This is a genomic window from Micromonospora sp. WMMD980 (genome assembly GCF_029626035.1).
Lineage (GTDB): Bacteria > Actinomycetota > Actinomycetes > Mycobacteriales > Micromonosporaceae > Micromonospora.
The window spans coordinates 1,415,673-1,431,280 of the sequence record NZ_JARUBE010000003.1; the positions used below are offsets into that span (position 1 = coordinate 1,415,673).

Genomic DNA, 15,608 nt, shown 5'->3' on the forward strand with positions numbered 1-15,608 from the left:
CATGAAGCTCGTCCGGGACACCTGGCTGATCTTCCAGCAGGAGGCCGGCCTGATGGTGCGCAACCCGGTGATGGTCGCGTTCAGCCTGGCCCAGCCGATCACCTATCTCATCCTCTTCGCCCCGTTCCTCAAGGTGGTCATGGTCGACCGGGGCGCCTCCAGCTACGCCGACGCCTACCGCATCTACGTGCCGGGCCTGTTCGTGGCGATGGGCCTGTTCGGCGGCCTGTTCGCCGGCTACGGGCTGCTCAGCGCGCTGCGCGCGGGCATCATCGACAGGTGCCGGGTGACCCCGGTCAGCCGCACCGCGCTGCTGCTCGGCCGGGCCCTGATGCACGTGTGCCTCAACGTGGTGCAGGCCGTCGTGGTCACGCTCGTGGCGCTGCCGTTCGGCCTGCGCGTGCACCTGGCCAACCTGCTCGTCTCGTACGCGCTGCTGGGCGTGATGGTGCTGCTCAGCACCTCCCTCTCCTACGACATCGCGTTGCTGGTGCGCAACGAGAACAGCCTCGGCGTGCTGGTGAACACCGTCGGCCAGCCGATCTCCCTGCTCGCCGGCGTGCTCATCCCGCTCGTGCTCGCACCGATGTGGATCCAGCGGGTGGCGTTGTGGAACCCGTTCGCCTGGGCCACCGACGGCATGCGGGCGCTCTTCGCCGGCCAGGTCTTCCAGACCGTGGTCTGGCAGGGCGCGCTCATCATGGTCGGGCTGGCCGCCGCCAGCCTCCTCTGGTCGTCGCACCTGTTCAACCGCGAGGTCTCCTGACCGTCCGTACATCGACCATTGTCTCACCGTGGCCGGCGCTCTAGCCTGATCGTGTCCCGGCGACGTGAGGAGGCGACGCGTTGGGTGCCGACAACTTCCGGGCGACCCTGGCGGCGGATCAGGAACTGGGCGCGGGAAACGTGCTGCCGCGGCTGGCCGCGCACGGGGCTGACATGGGCGTTCCCCGGGTGACCTTCGACGTCGACGTCGACGACATCCCGGCCTGGACCCCGCTGTCGCTGGCCACGCTCACCGAGCGGGTCGCCGCCCGGGCGGCCTGGTTCGCCGCGCGCGGCGTCGGCCGGCGCGATCCGGTCGCGGTCTACGTGACCTCCGCGCCGGACGTCTTCCTCAACTTCCTTGCCCTCACCTGGCTCGGCGCGATCCCGGCGCTGATGAACGGCAACATGCCGATCGAGCTGGCCGCCGAGTTCGTCCGGCGGCTGCGCGGCGTCGGCGTGGTGCTCGACGCCGACCACGCCGCGCTGCGCGGGCACGACCTCGGCGTGCCGGTCCTCGGCGACGCGGCCGAGACCGGCACCGGCGACCCCGCCCAGGCGCCGCCGCACCACCGTCACCAGCCCGAGGACCCGGTCGTCGTCACGCACTCCTCGGGCACCACCCGGGTGCCCGCCGCGATCGTGCACTCGCACCACGGCCTGTTCGCCGCGATCCGCGCGGTCCGGCTCACCGAGTCCCGGCCGTACGGGGAGGTGCGGGAGCTGTCCGCGCTGCCGGCCGCGCACGCCGCCGGGATCATCACGCTCAACCAGGCGCTCTGCAACGGCTACCAGCTGCTCTGCCTCTCGGCGCAGGGCGGCCCGTTCGCCCGCAGCGCCGAGACGATCCTCGACGCCATCGAACGGTGGCGTCCGACCGGGGTGTTCGGCTTCGCCGTCACCTGGTCCGAGCTGGCCCGCGTCGACCTGAGCACCCGCGACCTCAGCTCGGTGCGCAACTGGTTCAACACCGGCGACTGCGCGCACGAGGCGCACGTACGCCGGTTGGTCGCCGTGGGCAGCCACCCCACCTGGACCCGCGAGGGCATGGTCGACGTCCCCGGCTCCAAGTTCGTCGACATGCTCGGCTCCACCGAGATGGGACACGGCGCGTTCCGGATCACCCACCGCCTCGGCAGCGACCGCTACGACCGTTGCGTCGGCAAGCCGTACCCGTTCGCCCGGATCGCCCTGCTCGACGTGGCAACCGGGGAGGAGGTCCCGGACGGCCAGGTCGGCCACGTCGGGCTGAAGTCGCCGACGCTGGCGATCGGCTACTGGAACGACTCGGTCACCACCTGGCGCACCCGCCTCGACGGGTGGTATCTGACCGGCGACCTGATGTATCGCGACGAGGCCGGCGACTACCACCACGTCGACCGGGCCAGCGACGCGGTCGACCTGGGCGACGGCACCTGGCTCTACACCGCGCTGTCCGAGGAGCGCATCCTCGCGCACTGCCCGGACGTGCGGGACTGCACGGTGGTCGCGGCCGCCGGGGAGGACGGCGCGCCGGTCACCGAGGTGCTGCTCCTGCTCGCCGACGACGCCGACGACACGCTCGACCGCACCGAACGGGTGCGCGCGGCGCTGGGTCCGGCCGTGGCGGCGACGCTGCGCCGGGTGGTGACCGTTCCCGACGACGGGGTGGTCATGGGGCCCACCGGCAAGGTCCGCAAGTTTCTGATGCGCCAGCGGCTGCTGGCCGGCGCCGCCGCCCCCTGACCGGCATGCCGATCCGGCGACGTGCGCGGCCGTGCCAGAATCGGCAGCCGTGTCCTACCTTCCCCCGCAGCCGTACCCGCCCATGCCCGGCGGCGTGACGCCACTCGTCGCCTACCCCCACCCGATCACGCCGCCGCCGGGCTACGCGGTGCTGGTCGTCGCGGTGAACCGCGGGCCCTACCTGGTGCCCGTGCCGACCACCAGCCGCTTCAAGATCGATCGGCAGCCGGTGCCGATCCCCGGCGAGGGCGTCTGGCACATCGCGGTCCCGCCCGGTCCGCACGACGTCCGCTACACCGACTTCCTGGGCGTGCCGATCGTCACCACGTCGGTGGTGGTCCAGCCGGGCGCCGCGCACCACCTGTCGTTCCGCTTCGGTGGCTGGCGCAACCGGGTGCACGACGGCCACGGCACCGACGTGACCCGGTTCGGCCTGTGGTCGAACTACAGCATCATGCTCGTCGCGCTGGCCGTCATCGTGCCACTCTGCTGCGGCGGGCTCGCGCTGGTCGGCGCGTTCTCCGCCGCCCCGTGACGCGGGCCCGCGCGATCTGGCCGCGATCACCGTTGAACCGTCGGCGGCCCGGTCCGTAGTGAGCCGGACGGCGGCAGGACGGTGGACGGGGCAGGGAGGGCGACGGGTGCGGATGCGGTGGGCCGTTCAGGCGGTGCTGGTGCTGGTCGGGCTCTGGCTGGCACCGGCCGGTCCGGCGCATGCCGCGCCGGCGGAGACCGGCCGGTACTACGTGGTCGGTCCGCCGGTGGACGGACAGCGGGAATACCTGTACGCCATCGCGCTGCGCACGCTCGGCAACGGCAACCGCTACCGGGAGATCGTCGAGCTGAACACCGGCCGCGCCCAGCCCGACGGGGAGACATTCACCGACGGGCTGTCGCTCAACCCGGGCTGGGTGCTCGTGCTGCCCCGCGACGCCAAGGGCCAGGGGGTACGCGTCGGCCCGCTGCCCCGGATCCGGGCCCGCTCCGCCCCGCCCGCCCCCCGGTCCGTCCCGCCGTCCACCCCGGCCGCTCCGCCACCCAGCTCGGCCGCGCCGCCCCGGAGCTCGGCCGCCCCGAGTCGGGTGCCGCCGTCCGCCCCGGCCCGCCCGCCGGCCACCAGGGGGGTCGCCGCGCCCCCGCGGCGGGAGCCGACCACCCCGGCCGGCCTCGACCCGCTGGTGATCCGGGTCGGCGCGGGCGTCCTGTCGGTGCTGCTCGCGGTGGTGGCGATCGTGCTGCTGCGCCCGGGTCGTTCCGGCCGTGGCGCGGTCGTGTCCGGAGACGACGGCCCGTGGCCACCCGAGTGGCACCACACGCCCGCCCCCGGCGACGCCGCCCGGCGCGAGCCGCCGGGCCCCGCGACCGCCACGGCGGTCTCATCCACTGTGGATCCGTCGACGGCTGCGGGTCGCCCGGCCGTCCCGGACGCGACGTCGAACGCGGCGCCGTCCGGCGGGGAGCGCTCGGTCGAAGGCGGGTCGGCCGAGACCGGGGCCGTCACGCCCGCGCCCGCCGAGGCCGGTTCGGACGAGCGTGAGCCCGGCCCGTCGACGACTTCCGGGGTCTCGGCCAACCGCCCGGCCGGCCCGCCGGCGCCGGCCGCCGACGAGCCCACCACGGCGGGCCCGGTCGAACCGGCGGTGCGGGCCGGACGCCCGACCCGGGCGGCCGGATCGGGTGGCGTGCCGGTGGACGCGGGCACCCTCGTCGACCTGCCCCGGCCGCCGCTGCCGGGCGGGGACGACCTGCCATACCTCACCGCCGACCTGGACACTGACATCGGCCCGGCCCGGGTCCGGCTGGTCGGGGTCGCGGCCGGGCGGGGCGCGCCGCCGTACGCCTGGGTGGGCCCGGGGGAGACGGCGCCGCCGGCGGTGCTGCCGCTGGTGCTGGGACGCCACGGGCCCTGGCGCCTGCACGTCGATCTCGCCCGGGTGCCCGACGTGCTCACGCTCGTCGGTCCGGTGGACGTGTGCCGCCGTGCCGCCGCGACGCTCACCGGCGGGCTCGCCGCCGCCGGTGTCGGCGTCGCCGTGGTCGGCGACGCGCTGGGCGGGACGCCGCCGGACGGGTGCCGCCGGCTGACCGGACTGCCCGAGCCGCCCGGTCCGGACGACGACCTGCCGGCGCCCTGCGTGGTGTTCGTCGCCGGGCCGTCGCCGGCCGGGGCGCGGGGGCTCGCCGCCGCCACCGGCGGGCACTGCGTGCCGGTGGTGCTCGGCCCGGTCCCGGCCGGCCGCTGGTCGCTTCAGCTCGGCGCGGACGCGCCTGGTCTACGCGGGCGCGGTGGCACTGTTGCCGCTGGTCGCCGCGCCGGTTGTCGCCGGGACCCGCACGGTGGTCCGCCGCCTGGGCCCGCGGTCGGCGAACCTGGCCGGCCCGGCCGACCTGCGGGGGATGACCGGCAAGGCGGCCGAGGCCCGGGCCCGGGAGCTGCGTCCCTCCATGCGGGACGTGCCTCGGCTGCGCCCCGACGACACCGGCAACCTGCTCGGTGACCTGCTGCCGTCGGGGCCGGAGCTGCGCTCCTCGTACGAGGACGTGGAGCTGGACCTGATGGCGCCGCGGGCCGGCAAGTCCACCGGCATCGCCGTTCCCCGGGTGCTGCGGGCGCCCGGCGCGGTGCTGCTGACCTCCAACAAGTCCGACGTCTATCTGGTCACCCAGCAGGAGCGGGCCCGGGTCGGCCGGGTGTGGACGTTCGACCCGCGGGGCATCGTCTACTCCGAGCGCGACATGTGGTGGGACATGCTCGGCGGCTGCCGCACGCTGGAGGGCGCGCGTCGGCTCGCCGGGCACTTCGTCAGCTCGGTCAACGACGACGCGTCCAAGAAGGACTTCTGGATCGCCGCCGCGCAGAACACGCTCACCGCGCTGTTCCTGGCCGCCGCGCACGGTGGCGTGACGGTCGGCGAGATACTGGGCTGGCTCGCCGACCCGGGCGACCGGACCCCGATCGACCTGCTCCGCGACGCCGGCCTGGAGGCCATGGCCGACCAGCTCCAGGGCACCGTACGCGGTGCGGTGCAGACCCGCGACGGCATCTACGAGACGTCCCGGCAGTGCGTCGCCTGCCTGCTCGACCCGGCGATCCTGGCCTGGGTCAGCCCCGACCCGGACCGCCCGGAGTTCGTGCCGGAGGAGCACGTGCTCGGCCGGGACACGCTCTACCTGCTCTCCAAGGACGGCGGCGGGTCGGCCGCCGGGGTGATCGCCGGACTGGCGGACGCCGTGGTCCGGGCCGGCGTGGTGGCCGCCGAGCGGATGGGTGGCCGGCTGGACCCTCCGATGACCGCCGTGCTGGACGAGGCGGCGAACGTGTGCCGCATCGCCGACCTGCCCGACCTTTACAGCCATCTCGGCTCGCGCGGCGTCAGCGTGGTGACGTTGTTGCAGAGCTACCGGCAGGGGGTGCGGGTGTGGGGCGAGGCCGGGATGGACGCGTTGTGGAGCGCGGCCACCGTCAAGCTGCTGGGCGCCGGGCTGGACGACGCGGACTTCGTGGACAAGGTGGCCCGCCTGGTGGGGCAGCACGACGTGCGCACCCCGACCTACTCCCGGTCCCGCGACGGCTCCTCCCGGTCGGTGTCGTACCGGCAGGAGCAGGCGCTGCCGGCGGACCGGATCCGGGCGTTGCCGAAGGGGACGGCGCTGCTGCTGGCGACCGGCGTGCGACCGGCGGTGATCCGGCTGCGGCCCTGGTTCAGGGAGCCGGACGCGGCGCCGATCTCGGCGGCGGCGAAGGCCGAGGCGCAGGCCGTGACCGAGCGCGCGGCGGCGGCCTGGCGTCAGCGGGCCGGGTGAGCGCCGGTGTCCAAGCTGGGGGCCGCGCGGGCGGCGCACCAGAGCGCGACGAACCGGTTCGGGGCCACCCAGATCACCTGGCTGATCATCTCGATGGTGGGGATGCTCCCGCTGGCGGCGCTGGCCGCGCTGGCCCTGGTCGTGCTGGTGGTCATCATCCTGCTCAGCGGCTCGCAGATGACCTCCTACTCGCCGGACCCGGAGAGCACGCTCGGGCCGGGCGCCGACGGCAGCGTGCTCACCGAACTCGCCGGCGGCGACGGCCGCGGCGGGTTCCGGGAGGCCGGCGTGCCGGAGAAGGACCTGGTCGCGCCGATCCGGGCCGCCGCGGGGGAGTGCGACCTGCTCACTCCGGTGATCCTCGCGGCGCAGATCGAGTACGCGTCGGACTTCGACGCGGACAAGGAGGGCCAGGAGGGCCGCAAGGGGTTGTCCCAGTTGACCCCCGACGTCTTCGAGCGCTACGGCGAGGACGACGACGACAGCGGCGAGGCGTCGGCGCTGGACCCGGAGGACTCGATCCACGCCCACGCGCGGTGGTTCTGCCACCTGGCCGAGGAGACCCAGCGGCTGCTCGACGACGAGACCGTGGTCGGTGACCACCTCACGCTCACGTTGATGGCCTGGGACCAGGGCGTCGAGGCGGTGAAGGAGCAGGGCGGCATGCCGGTCATCCTGCTGGACAGCTACCCGTTGCGGGTGCGTGGCCTGTTCGCCCGCTACACCGTCGGCGGCACGGACACGTCCACCGCGTCACCGTCAGCGGAGCCGTCCCCGTCGCTGTCCACCGGGTCGAACAAGCGGGTGGTCCCGGACGGCGGGCCGCTGACCGCGTCGACGTTCGACGCCCTGTTCCCGGGCCGCGACTCCTTCTACACGTACGCCGGGCTCACCGACGCGATGGCGACGTTCCCCGCGTTCGCCGCCACCGGCGACGAGCGGACCCGCCGCCGGGAGCTGGCCGCGTTCCTGGCCAACGTCGACCACGAGACCGGCGGCCTGGCGCACGTCGACGAGATCGACCAGGCGGCCTGGGGCACCTACTGCGACGGCGGTCAGCCCTACGGATGTCCGGCCGGTCGGACCGCCTACCACGGGCGGGGTCCGCTGCAACTGAGCTGGAACTACAACTACCGGGCGGCCGGCGACGCGCTCGGGCTGGACCTGCTCGGCAACCCGGATCTGGTGGCGACCGACCCGTCGGTGGCGTGGCGGACGGCGCTCTGGTTCTGGATGACCCAGCCCGGTGCGGGCACGACCACCCCGCACACGGCGATCACCGGGAGCGGTGGCTTCGGCGGGACGATCCGCAGCATCAACGGCGCGCTGGAGTGCGGCGGCGGCAACGGCGGGCTGGTCGGCAAGCGGGTCGACGCGTACCGCCGGATCACCGCCGTGCTCGACGTGGACCCCGGCGAGGAGGGGACGCTGACGTGCTGACCGACGAGCCGGCGCGCAAGCCGTTCTTCATCCTCTACCTGGACGGCCCGGAGTACGCCGAGGAGCTGCGCCGGCTGGGAGGGCCTGCTGCTGCCGGTCGACGGCGGCGAGGTCACCTCCGGCGCGCCGTGGTGCCCCCGAAGGCGGCGCCGTCCGACCCGGCGGCGTGGCACCAGAACCACCTGTGGCCGACGATGGGCGCGCTGCGCGACCCGGCCGGCCCGTTCGCCGGCTGCAAACCGGACGGCCGCCGGCCCAAGGACCGCCCCTACGTCGAGCGGTACGACGACGGCTGACGGTGGCGGAACCGGCCGAAAGGACGGTGCCCGGCGCGGGTCGACCGGTCGTCGGGCCGATGCCGGCGCGGGTCCCGGTCCGCAGGATCGGGGGCATGTCACCTTCCGATCTCGTGCTCCAGGCCCGTGGCCTGACCAAACGGTACGGCCGCCGGCCGGCGCTCACCGACTGCGACCTCGACCTGCCCCGGGGGCGGGTGGTCGGCCTGGTCGGCCCGAACGGCGCCGGCAAGTCCACCCTGCTGAACCTCGCCTGCGGGCTGAGCACCCCGACGGCGGGCACGCTGCGGGTGCTCGGCTCGCCGCCGGCGGCGAGCGCCGCGCACCTGGCCCGGGTGGGATTCGTCGCCCAGGACACCCCGGTGTACGCGAGCTTCTCGGTCGCCGACCACCTGCGGATGGGCGCCGAACTGAACCCGTCGTGGGACCGAGGGCTGGCCGGGCGGCGGATCGCCCGGGTGGGCCTCGACCCGGGGCAGCGGGCGGGCCGGCTCTCCGGCGGCCAGCGGGCGCAGTTGGCCCTGACCGTCGCCGTGGCCAAGCGTCCCGAGCTGCTGATCCTCGACGAGCCGGCCGCCGCGCTGGACCCACTGGCCCGGGACGGGTTCCTGCGGGACCTGGCCGACGTGGTCGCCGAGCTGGGCGCGACCGCGATCCTCTCCTCGCACCTGCTCGGCGACGTGGCGCGGGCCTGCGACCACCTCGTCGTGCTGGACGCGTCCCGGGTGCAGCTCGCCGGGGAAGTCGCCGACCTGCTGGCCCGCCACCACCGGCTGGTCGCCCCGCGCGGCGAGCTGGACCGGCTCCCGGCCGGGGTCGAGGTGGTGCTGCGACGGCACGCCGGGGCGTACGACCACGCGGTGGTGCGGGCCGACCGTCCACTGCCGGGTACGCCGTGGCGGGTGGAGCCGGTCGGCCTGGATGAGCTGGCGCTGAGCTACCTGACGCGGGCGGCGGGGGAGGGCGACCGATGATCTGGACCACCTGGCGGCAGTTCCGCGTCCCGGCCCTGGGGGGCGTGGTCGCGTTGGCGTTGTTCGCCGCCTACGTCGGGCACCTCGGCCTGGACGTCCGGACCGCCCACGACACCTACCGGGCCCGGTGCGCCGGCGCGCCCGACTGCCCCGGGCTGCGCCAACTCGCGGTCGACTACGAGAACACCTCGCTCTATCTGGCCGCGCTGCTCGGGCCGGTCCCCGGCCTGCTCGGCATGTTCTGGGGCGCGCCGCTGGTGGCCCGGGAGCTGGAGGCCGGCACCCAGCGGCTGGTCTGGAACCAGAGCGTCACCCGCCGCCGCTGGCTGGCCGTCAAGCTGGCCGTGGTCGGCCTGACCGCGATGGCCGTGACCGGCGCGGCCGCCGCGCTGGTGACCTGGGCGATGAGCCCGGTGGACCGGATCGCCGACAACCGGTTCAGCACCGTCCTGTTCGGCGCCCGCAACCTCGCCCCGTCGGCGTACGCGGCGCTGGCGGTCGCGCTCGGCGTGCTGATCGGTCTGGTGGTGCGGCGTACCGTGCCGGCCATGGCGCTGACCGCGCTGGCCTTCGTGGTCCTCCAGATCCTGGTGCCGAACCTGGTCCGGCCGCACCTGCTGCCGCCCCGGCACGTCACGCTGGAGATGACCGCGCCGGCCATCAACCAGGCGCGCGGCCTGGGCAGCATCACCGGCGCCCCGGTGGTGCGCGGGCTGGCCGTGCCGGACGCCTGGGTCACCGACGTCAGCGAGCTGCGTACCCGCGCGGGTGAGCCGCTCGACCGGGCGGTCTTCGACAGGTGCTTCACCGACCCGCCGAGGACCGGCGCGGCGGAGGGACCGTTCGGCGACACGGCGACCTGCCTGGCCGACCATGACCTGCACGTGGACGTCGCCTACCAGCCGGTCGGCCGGTACTGGGCGTTCCAGTGGTTGGAGTCGGGCCTGTACCTGCTGCTCGCCGCGCTGCTGGCGGCTGTCGCGTTCCGGCGGGTCCGGCGCCACCCGAGCTGACGCCCGCCGCGTGGTTGGATGGCCGGCATGACCGGAATCGGGGCCGTCCCCTGGCCACCCGCGCCGATCCGCACCGAACGACTGGTGCTCCGGGCGGCCGAGGCCCGGGACCGGGCGACGTTCGTGGAGCTGCTGGCCTCGCCGGAGGCGCACGCGTACCTCGACGGGGCGATGATCGGCCGGGTCCTGCTCCGGCGCGCCACCGAGCATCACTGTCCGGCGGCGGTGGGGAAGGCCGATCTCGGCTACCTGTTCCTGCCGCGGGCGTGGGGTTCCGGGTACGCGACCGTGGGGTTCACCGAGGTGCAGCGGTTCCGGGCCTGGGACGCGGAGCAGTGGCTCGGCGTGCGTACGCTGGGGCATCTTCGCGCCTGACGGAAGGACGCCCATGGCCCGCCCCTACGGTCCCGGACCGAAGCAGTTCGTCTTCGCGGGCGGCGACGGCACCGACCACCACGTCTCGGTGGGTGACGCCCAGGAGGCCTACGAGGCGTTCGCCGCGTTCCTCCGGGACCGGGAGTCCGACACCTACACCATCGTGGACGAGTCGGCCCGGCAGCGTCTGGTGCTCAGGCCCCGGCGGGGGGTGATCTCCCGGGTCCGGGAGGCGGGTCAGGAGCACCTGACGGTCGACCGGGGCAACCGCTACCTGCCGGCCGCGATGCTGTTCTTCGAGAACGGCTGTGCCGGCCTGGACCACTTCGGGCAGTGGTTCGCCGACCTCGCCGACCTGGACGCGTCACCGGAGACCCGGGGCGCCGTCCGCGCCGCCATGTTCACGACCGAGGCGGCGGCGATCGACGAGGTCGGCCGGATCTGGGCCGACTCGGGCATCGTCGACCCGACCGACGCGTACTACGTGTTCTTCGAGTCCGAGGATGTCGACCACGCCCGCGCCGAGCGGGCCGAGCTGCTCCACCTGATCGCGTTCCTCGGTCTGGAGCGCGTCGACGCGCCGGCCGGGGCCGCCGACGGCGAGGTGTGGGTGCGCGCCGACCCGCGCCTGGACGCCGAGTGCGCCCGATGGGCGTGAACACCGTCTTCACGCGCGGCGGCTGGATCCCGAGCGTGACCCGTGAGGGCGACGAGCTGAAGCTGATGCTCGGCGCTGGGGCCGACGCCAACCACGAGCCGCGCACGTTCACGGTCCCGATCGGGGCGGCCCACCTCGGGGTGATCCGGGCGGACCTGGCCCGGCACCTGCTGCTGTGGAGCGCGCTCCTCCCGCTGTGCGACGACGCCGGGACCGGGGGCCGGCTCGACGAGGACGCCGCCGTCGCGCTCCTGGACCCGGTGCTGCTGGCCCCGCCGGAGGACGTCGACGCGCTCTTCCGGCGCATCCGGTGGGACCGGAGCCGGCTCGTCGCCCACGGCGCCCGCCTCGGTCCGCTGGAGCGCGGGCAGGTCTGCGAGGCGATGCGCGCGGCGACGGAGACGCCGGACGAGAGGCATGCCCAGCAGCACCACGCGGACCGCCGACGCGCCGAGCGCGGCGTGGTCCTCGGGCCGCTCGACGCGGCGATCCTCCGGTACACCGGTCAGTATCTGCACGGCGCGACACAGCCCAGGCGGATGCCCGACGCCGTCGGCCCCGCGCTGCTGCCGCAGGTCATGCGGGTGATCGGCACCGCCGAGCGGGCGTGCGCGGGGATGCGGATCGGTCTCGACCCGAGGCGGGGGAACCGGGTCACGGACAAGGGCGCCTGGGAACGGACGGCGGCGACCGTCGAGGCGGCCGTGCGTCGCGCGTACCCCGGCCTCGCCGGCGACGCGGTGCGGACGGTGAGTTTCCTGATGTGCGCGGAGGTCGCGGACCGGTCCCGGAGCGCCCCGGCGGACGACGACGCCGACCCCGGCGCGGGCAAGGCGGCGCTGTCGTTCACCGACGACCGGGGCGGCGAGCTGACGTGGCGACGGGGCGGCCCGCGCGGCGCCGCCGCCGAGTTCTGGGCGTTCGTGGCCGACCGCTCGGCGGCGGAGAACGAGGTGTTCACCATCGAGGACGAGGCGATGGGCGAGGGGATCCAACTGCACTTCTACGCGGACTCCGTCGCCCGGATCACGACGGTGCGGCCCAGGTCGGGCCGGAGCCGCACTACCGGGTGGAGTATCGCCTGGTCGACGGGCTCGACGGCTATCGCGAGGTGGTGCGCGCCTTCGTCCGCGGCGGCTGCGCGGCACTCGACGGGCACGGTCCCTGGACGTCCGACGTCGCCGAGTTCGAGCGCGCGCGTCGCCGGCGCGACGCGCGCTAGCCCGGTTCGGTGGGGACGGTCAGGCGGTGGGGCCGAGCCGCTTGGCCAGGTCCACGAAGGACCGCCAGGACTCGGCGTCGACGCTCAGGGTGCCGCCGTCGCGGTCCTTGGTGTCGCGGACCAGCACGACGCCGGGCAGGTTGTCGGCGACCTCCACGCAGGCTCCGCCGTTGCCGCCGGACCGGGTCGACTTCCGCCACGCGGGGGTGGTCAGTTCCATGACTTCGCCACTTCCTTGATCAGCTTGAGGGACTGCCGGCGGGGGAGCGCCTCGTTGCGCACGACCTCCCACGTCCGGGCGAGTCTAGCAACGTCGGCCGGCGCGTCGACGATCTGCGCGGTGAGCTGGTTGTCCGCGTAGGCGACCCGGCTGCCGTCGGGCAGCTCGGCGATGATGAACTGCCCGGCCAGGCCGAGGTACATGCCGGCGTCGGCCGGCACCACGTGCACCTGGACGTGTTCCAGCGCGGCCAGCTCCACCAGGCGGTCGAACTGCTCGGCCATCAGGCCGGGCGCGTCGAGCACCGGCCGGCGGAGCACCGACTCGTCGACGACGGCGACGAGCTGCGGCGGTTGCTGCCGGTGCAGGACCGCCTGCCGGTCCAGGCGACCCGCCACGATGCGGTCGCACTCCTCCGGGGTGAACCGGCCGCCGGCCAGCGTCGCCCGGGCATAGCGCTCGGTCTGGAGCAGACCGGGCAGGTAGGCCAGCTCGAACCAGCGCAGCGTGGTCGCCTCCCGCTCCACCTCGATCCACTCCCGCAGCCACGCCGGGTCGGCGTCCAGCGACCCCAGCGCGCCCAGCATCCGCTCGAACCGCCCGCCGGTCGCGAACCGCTCGTCCATCGCCCTCGTGTAGTCCCGGGTCGGCGCGCGCCCGCCGGTCTCCACCGAGCTGACGTGCGACCCCGAGTAGCCGATCCGCCGGCCGAAATCCTCCTGGCTCAGCTCCACCGACGCCCGGAACAGGCGCAGCTCGCCGAGCACGTAGTTCGTCGCGCTCCCCATCGTCTCCCCAACCGTCGCCCAGTCACCGTCGCGGTCCGCCCACCGTCGCCCAACCGCCCGGCTGAGCTGCGCGGACCTGCCGAGCATGTGTCGACGGTAGTCGGGTCCTCACCAGACTGTCACCACCGTGGCGTCAGGTCCACGCCCCACGAAGGAGGTTCCGTGATCACGACCAGACTGCCGATGCCCGGCCCCGGCCCGCGACCCGACCGCCCGCGCGCCTACGGCGCGGCCGTGCCGCACACGCCGGTGCGCCCGTCGTGGGCGTGCCGGGCCGACGGCGAGCCGTGGCCCTGCGCCCACGCCCGCCTCGCGCTCAAGGCCGAGTACGACCGCAACCTCGCCGCGCTGACCATCTACCTCGCCGGCCTGCTCTTCGAGGCGATGCGCGACTTCTACCACCTGAACCCGCACGACGGTCCCAGCCCGCAGCAGATGTACCAGCGCTTCCTCGGCTGGAGCCCGTTCCGCCGCCCGATCGTCGAGCCGGCGGACTGAGTGGGTCACCCGCCCTCGACCAGCCGGTTCTCCCACGCCCAGGCAGCGATCTCCACCCGGTTGCGGGCGCCCAGCTTGGTCTGGATGCCGGAGAGGTGGCTCTTCACGGTGCTCAGCGAGATGAACAGCTCGGCGGCGATCTCCTGGTTGGTGCGCCCGCGCGCGATCGCCCGGACCACCTCCATCTCCCGCGCGGAGAGCCGGGGCAGGGACCGTCCCGGCGCCGGCCGGCCCGCCGCGGTCACGTGCCTGAGCAGCCGCAGCGTCACCGACGGCGAGACCAGCGCGTCGCCGTTGTGCGCGGCGCGGACCGCCTCGACCAGCAGCGCCGGGCCGGCGTCCTTGAGCAGGAAACCGACCGCGCCGTTGCGCAGCGCGCCGTAGACGTACTCGTCCAGGTCGAACGTGGTCACCACGATGACCCGCAGCGGGTGGGGCGTGCCCGGGCCGGCCAGCGCGCGGGTCACCTCGATCCCGTCCACCCGGGGCATCCGGATGTCGACCAGGCAGACGTCCGGGCGCAGCCGGCGGGCCTCGGCGACCGCCTCGACGCCGTCGCCCGCCTCGCCCACCACGGTGATGTCGGGCTGGTCCTCCAGGATGAGCCGCAGCCCGCCCCGGATCATCGCCTGGTCGTCGGCGATCAGCACCCGGATGCTCATCGCGGCGTCCGGGCCGGCAGTGGGAGCGTCGCCCGGACCGACCAGCCCCGGCCGGCGCGCGGTCCGGCGCGCAGCGTGCCACCGAGTCCGTGGACCCGCTCGCGCATGCCGACCAGGCCGTACCCGTCGCGGTGCCCCACCCGGGCCGGGGCCGGCGGCGCGTCGTCCTCCACCTCGACCGCGACGGCGTCCGGGGACTGGTCGACGGTGACGGTGACCGAGCCCGCGTGCGGGGCGTGCCGGGACACGTTTGTCAGCGCCTCCTGCACGACCCGGTGCACCGTGGTGGTCACCTCCGGCGGCCACTCCCGGGCGTCCTCCGGCAGCCGCAGCCGCACCGGCGGGCCGTGCCGGCCGAACCGGGCCACCAGGTCGGTGAGCCGTTCCGGCCCGGGCGAGGCGGGCGCGCCGTCGTCGGCGTCGCGGAGCAGCCCGACCACGCGGCGCATCGCGGCCAGCGCGTCGGCGCCGGACAGCTCGATCGCGGCAAGCATCTCCGGCACGTTCCGCGGTTGCCTCGCGGCGACGATCTGCGCGGCCTGGGCCTGCACGACGATGCCGGTGACGTGGTGGGTGACCACGTCGTGCAGCTCGCGGGCCAGGTCCAGCCGCTCGTCGCGGCGTACCCGCTCGGTGGCGGCCCGGGCGCGGGCGTCCGCGCGGCGCAGCGCGACGCCGACCGCGACGGCGGCCAGCCAGCACAGCGTGTCGAGCACCGTCACCGCGGTGACACCGTGCTGGTTGTCCAGCGACGTGAGCAGGCTGCCGGCGATCACCAGCAGGCCCGCGCCGGCGACCGCGGCGGCGGTCCGTCGCGGCCGGGCGCGGACCACGGAGCCGACCAGCACGGCCAGCGCCAGCCCGCTGACCGGGCCGGGTTCCTGCGGCAGGTCCGCGACGAACGAGACTCCGACCGCGACGGCCGCCACGGCGAGGCCGGCCGCCGCAGCCCGGACCCGGCCCCGGCGTCGCGCCAGCGCCAGCGCGCAGACGACCACCCCGACCAGGACGTCGGGTACGGCGTAGCGAGTGCCCCAACTGTCCGCGATCATGACGGCGGTGACCGCCACCCCGAGGGCGAACACCACGGCCAGGCCGAGGTCGAGCAGGAGGCCGGCCGGTCGACGCGTCTCGGTCATGCCACCAGGCTAGGAAAGTCCGGGGCCCG

At 74.9% G+C, this 15,608-nt stretch carries 16 protein-coding genes and 1 pseudogene; 13 read left to right on the top strand and 4 right to left on the bottom strand.

Annotation, left to right across the window (positions count from 1 at the left end; all coding sequences use genetic code 11):
* Position 1: 1 nt before the first annotated feature.
* The 12 genes and pseudogenes from O7618_RS06930 (at position 2) to O7618_RS06985 (ending at position 12,272) form a co-directional block, all read left to right on the top strand.
* Positions 2-766 (top strand): ABC transporter permease, encoded by a 765-nt coding sequence (locus tag O7618_RS06930; RefSeq protein ID WP_278105143.1) that lies wholly within the window; start codon positions 2-4, stop codon positions 764-766.
* A gap of 80 nt (positions 767-846) precedes the next feature.
* Positions 847-2,490, top strand: a complete 1,644-nt coding sequence (locus O7618_RS06935) for a class I adenylate-forming enzyme family protein (protein WP_278105144.1) — start codon at positions 847-849, stop codon at positions 2,488-2,490.
* Between the two features lie 49 nt (positions 2,491-2,539).
* Positions 2,540-3,025, top strand: a complete 486-nt coding sequence (locus O7618_RS06940) for a hypothetical protein (protein WP_278105145.1) — start codon at positions 2,540-2,542, stop codon at positions 3,023-3,025.
* A 106-nt stretch (positions 3,026-3,131) separates the two neighbouring features.
* Complete coding sequence (locus O7618_RS06945; protein WP_278105146.1) at positions 3,132-4,988, top strand: hypothetical protein; 1,857 nt, start codon at positions 3,132-3,134, stop codon at positions 4,986-4,988.
* Entirely contained in the window at positions 4,888-6,294 is a 1,407-nt protein-coding gene (locus tag O7618_RS06950; protein ID WP_278105147.1) for a TraM recognition domain-containing protein, read from the top strand. The genes O7618_RS06945 and O7618_RS06950 overlap by 101 nt, the downstream gene beginning before the upstream one ends.
* Positions 6,295-6,300: 6 nt before the next feature.
* Positions 6,301-7,734, top strand: coding sequence for a glycoside hydrolase family 19 protein (locus O7618_RS06955; RefSeq protein WP_278105148.1), 1,434 nt, complete (start codon positions 6,301-6,303; stop codon positions 7,732-7,734).
* Positions 7,728-8,030, top strand: coding sequence for a DUF4913 domain-containing protein (locus tag O7618_RS06960; RefSeq protein WP_278105149.1), 303 nt, complete (start codon positions 7,728-7,730; stop codon positions 8,028-8,030). Before O7618_RS06955 ends, O7618_RS06960 begins: the two co-directional genes overlap by 7 nt.
* Positions 8,031-8,125: 95 nt before the next feature.
* Positions 8,126-9,004 (top strand): ABC transporter ATP-binding protein, encoded by an 879-nt coding sequence (locus O7618_RS06965; protein WP_278105150.1) that lies wholly within the window; start codon positions 8,126-8,128, stop codon positions 9,002-9,004.
* Positions 9,001-10,017 (top strand): ABC transporter permease subunit, encoded by a 1,017-nt coding sequence (locus O7618_RS06970; RefSeq protein WP_278105151.1) that lies wholly within the window; start codon positions 9,001-9,003, stop codon positions 10,015-10,017. Before O7618_RS06965 ends, O7618_RS06970 begins: the two co-directional genes overlap by 4 nt.
* 27 nt (positions 10,018-10,044) lie before the next feature.
* Positions 10,045-10,392, top strand: coding sequence for a hypothetical protein (locus O7618_RS06975; protein ID WP_278105152.1), 348 nt, complete (start codon positions 10,045-10,047; stop codon positions 10,390-10,392).
* A gap of 13 nt (positions 10,393-10,405) precedes the next feature.
* Positions 10,406-11,050: a hypothetical protein gene (locus O7618_RS06980; RefSeq protein WP_278105153.1), complete on the top strand. Its 645-nt coding sequence runs from the start codon at positions 10,406-10,408 to the stop codon at positions 11,048-11,050.
* A pseudogene (locus tag O7618_RS06985) lies at positions 11,041-12,272 on the top strand (DUF6357 family protein). Before O7618_RS06980 ends, O7618_RS06985 begins: the two are co-directional and overlap by 10 nt.
* Positions 12,273-12,291: 19 nt before the next feature.
* Here O7618_RS06985 and O7618_RS06990 read toward each other — a convergent pair.
* Together O7618_RS06990 and O7618_RS06995 are read right to left on the bottom strand one after the other, a co-directional pair.
* Positions 12,292-12,492, bottom strand: coding sequence for a DUF397 domain-containing protein (locus O7618_RS06990; protein ID WP_278105154.1), 201 nt, complete (start codon positions 12,490-12,492; stop codon positions 12,292-12,294).
* Positions 12,483-13,280, bottom strand: a complete 798-nt coding sequence (locus O7618_RS06995; protein WP_278109937.1) for a helix-turn-helix transcriptional regulator — start codon at positions 13,278-13,280, stop codon at positions 12,483-12,485. Before O7618_RS06995 ends, O7618_RS06990 begins: the two co-directional genes overlap by 10 nt.
* Before the next feature lie 162 nt (positions 13,281-13,442).
* Here O7618_RS06995 and O7618_RS07000 point away from each other — a divergent pair, with 162 nt between their 5' ends.
* Positions 13,443-13,778, top strand: a complete 336-nt coding sequence (locus O7618_RS07000; protein WP_278105155.1) for a hypothetical protein — start codon at positions 13,443-13,445, stop codon at positions 13,776-13,778.
* 5 nt (positions 13,779-13,783) lie between these two features.
* Here O7618_RS07000 and O7618_RS07005 read toward each other — a convergent pair whose 3' ends face one another.
* Both O7618_RS07005 and O7618_RS07010 read right to left on the bottom strand, forming a co-directional pair.
* The gene (locus O7618_RS07005; RefSeq protein ID WP_278105156.1) at positions 13,784-14,440 is read right to left on the bottom strand and encodes a response regulator transcription factor; all 657 of its coding nucleotides are present in this window, start codon (positions 14,438-14,440) and stop codon (positions 13,784-13,786) included.
* Positions 14,437-15,579: a histidine kinase gene (locus tag O7618_RS07010; protein WP_278105157.1), complete on the bottom strand. Its 1,143-nt coding sequence runs from the start codon at positions 15,577-15,579 to the stop codon at positions 14,437-14,439. The genes O7618_RS07005 and O7618_RS07010 overlap by 4 nt, the downstream gene beginning before the upstream one ends.
* Positions 15,580-15,608 lie beyond the last annotated feature (29 nt).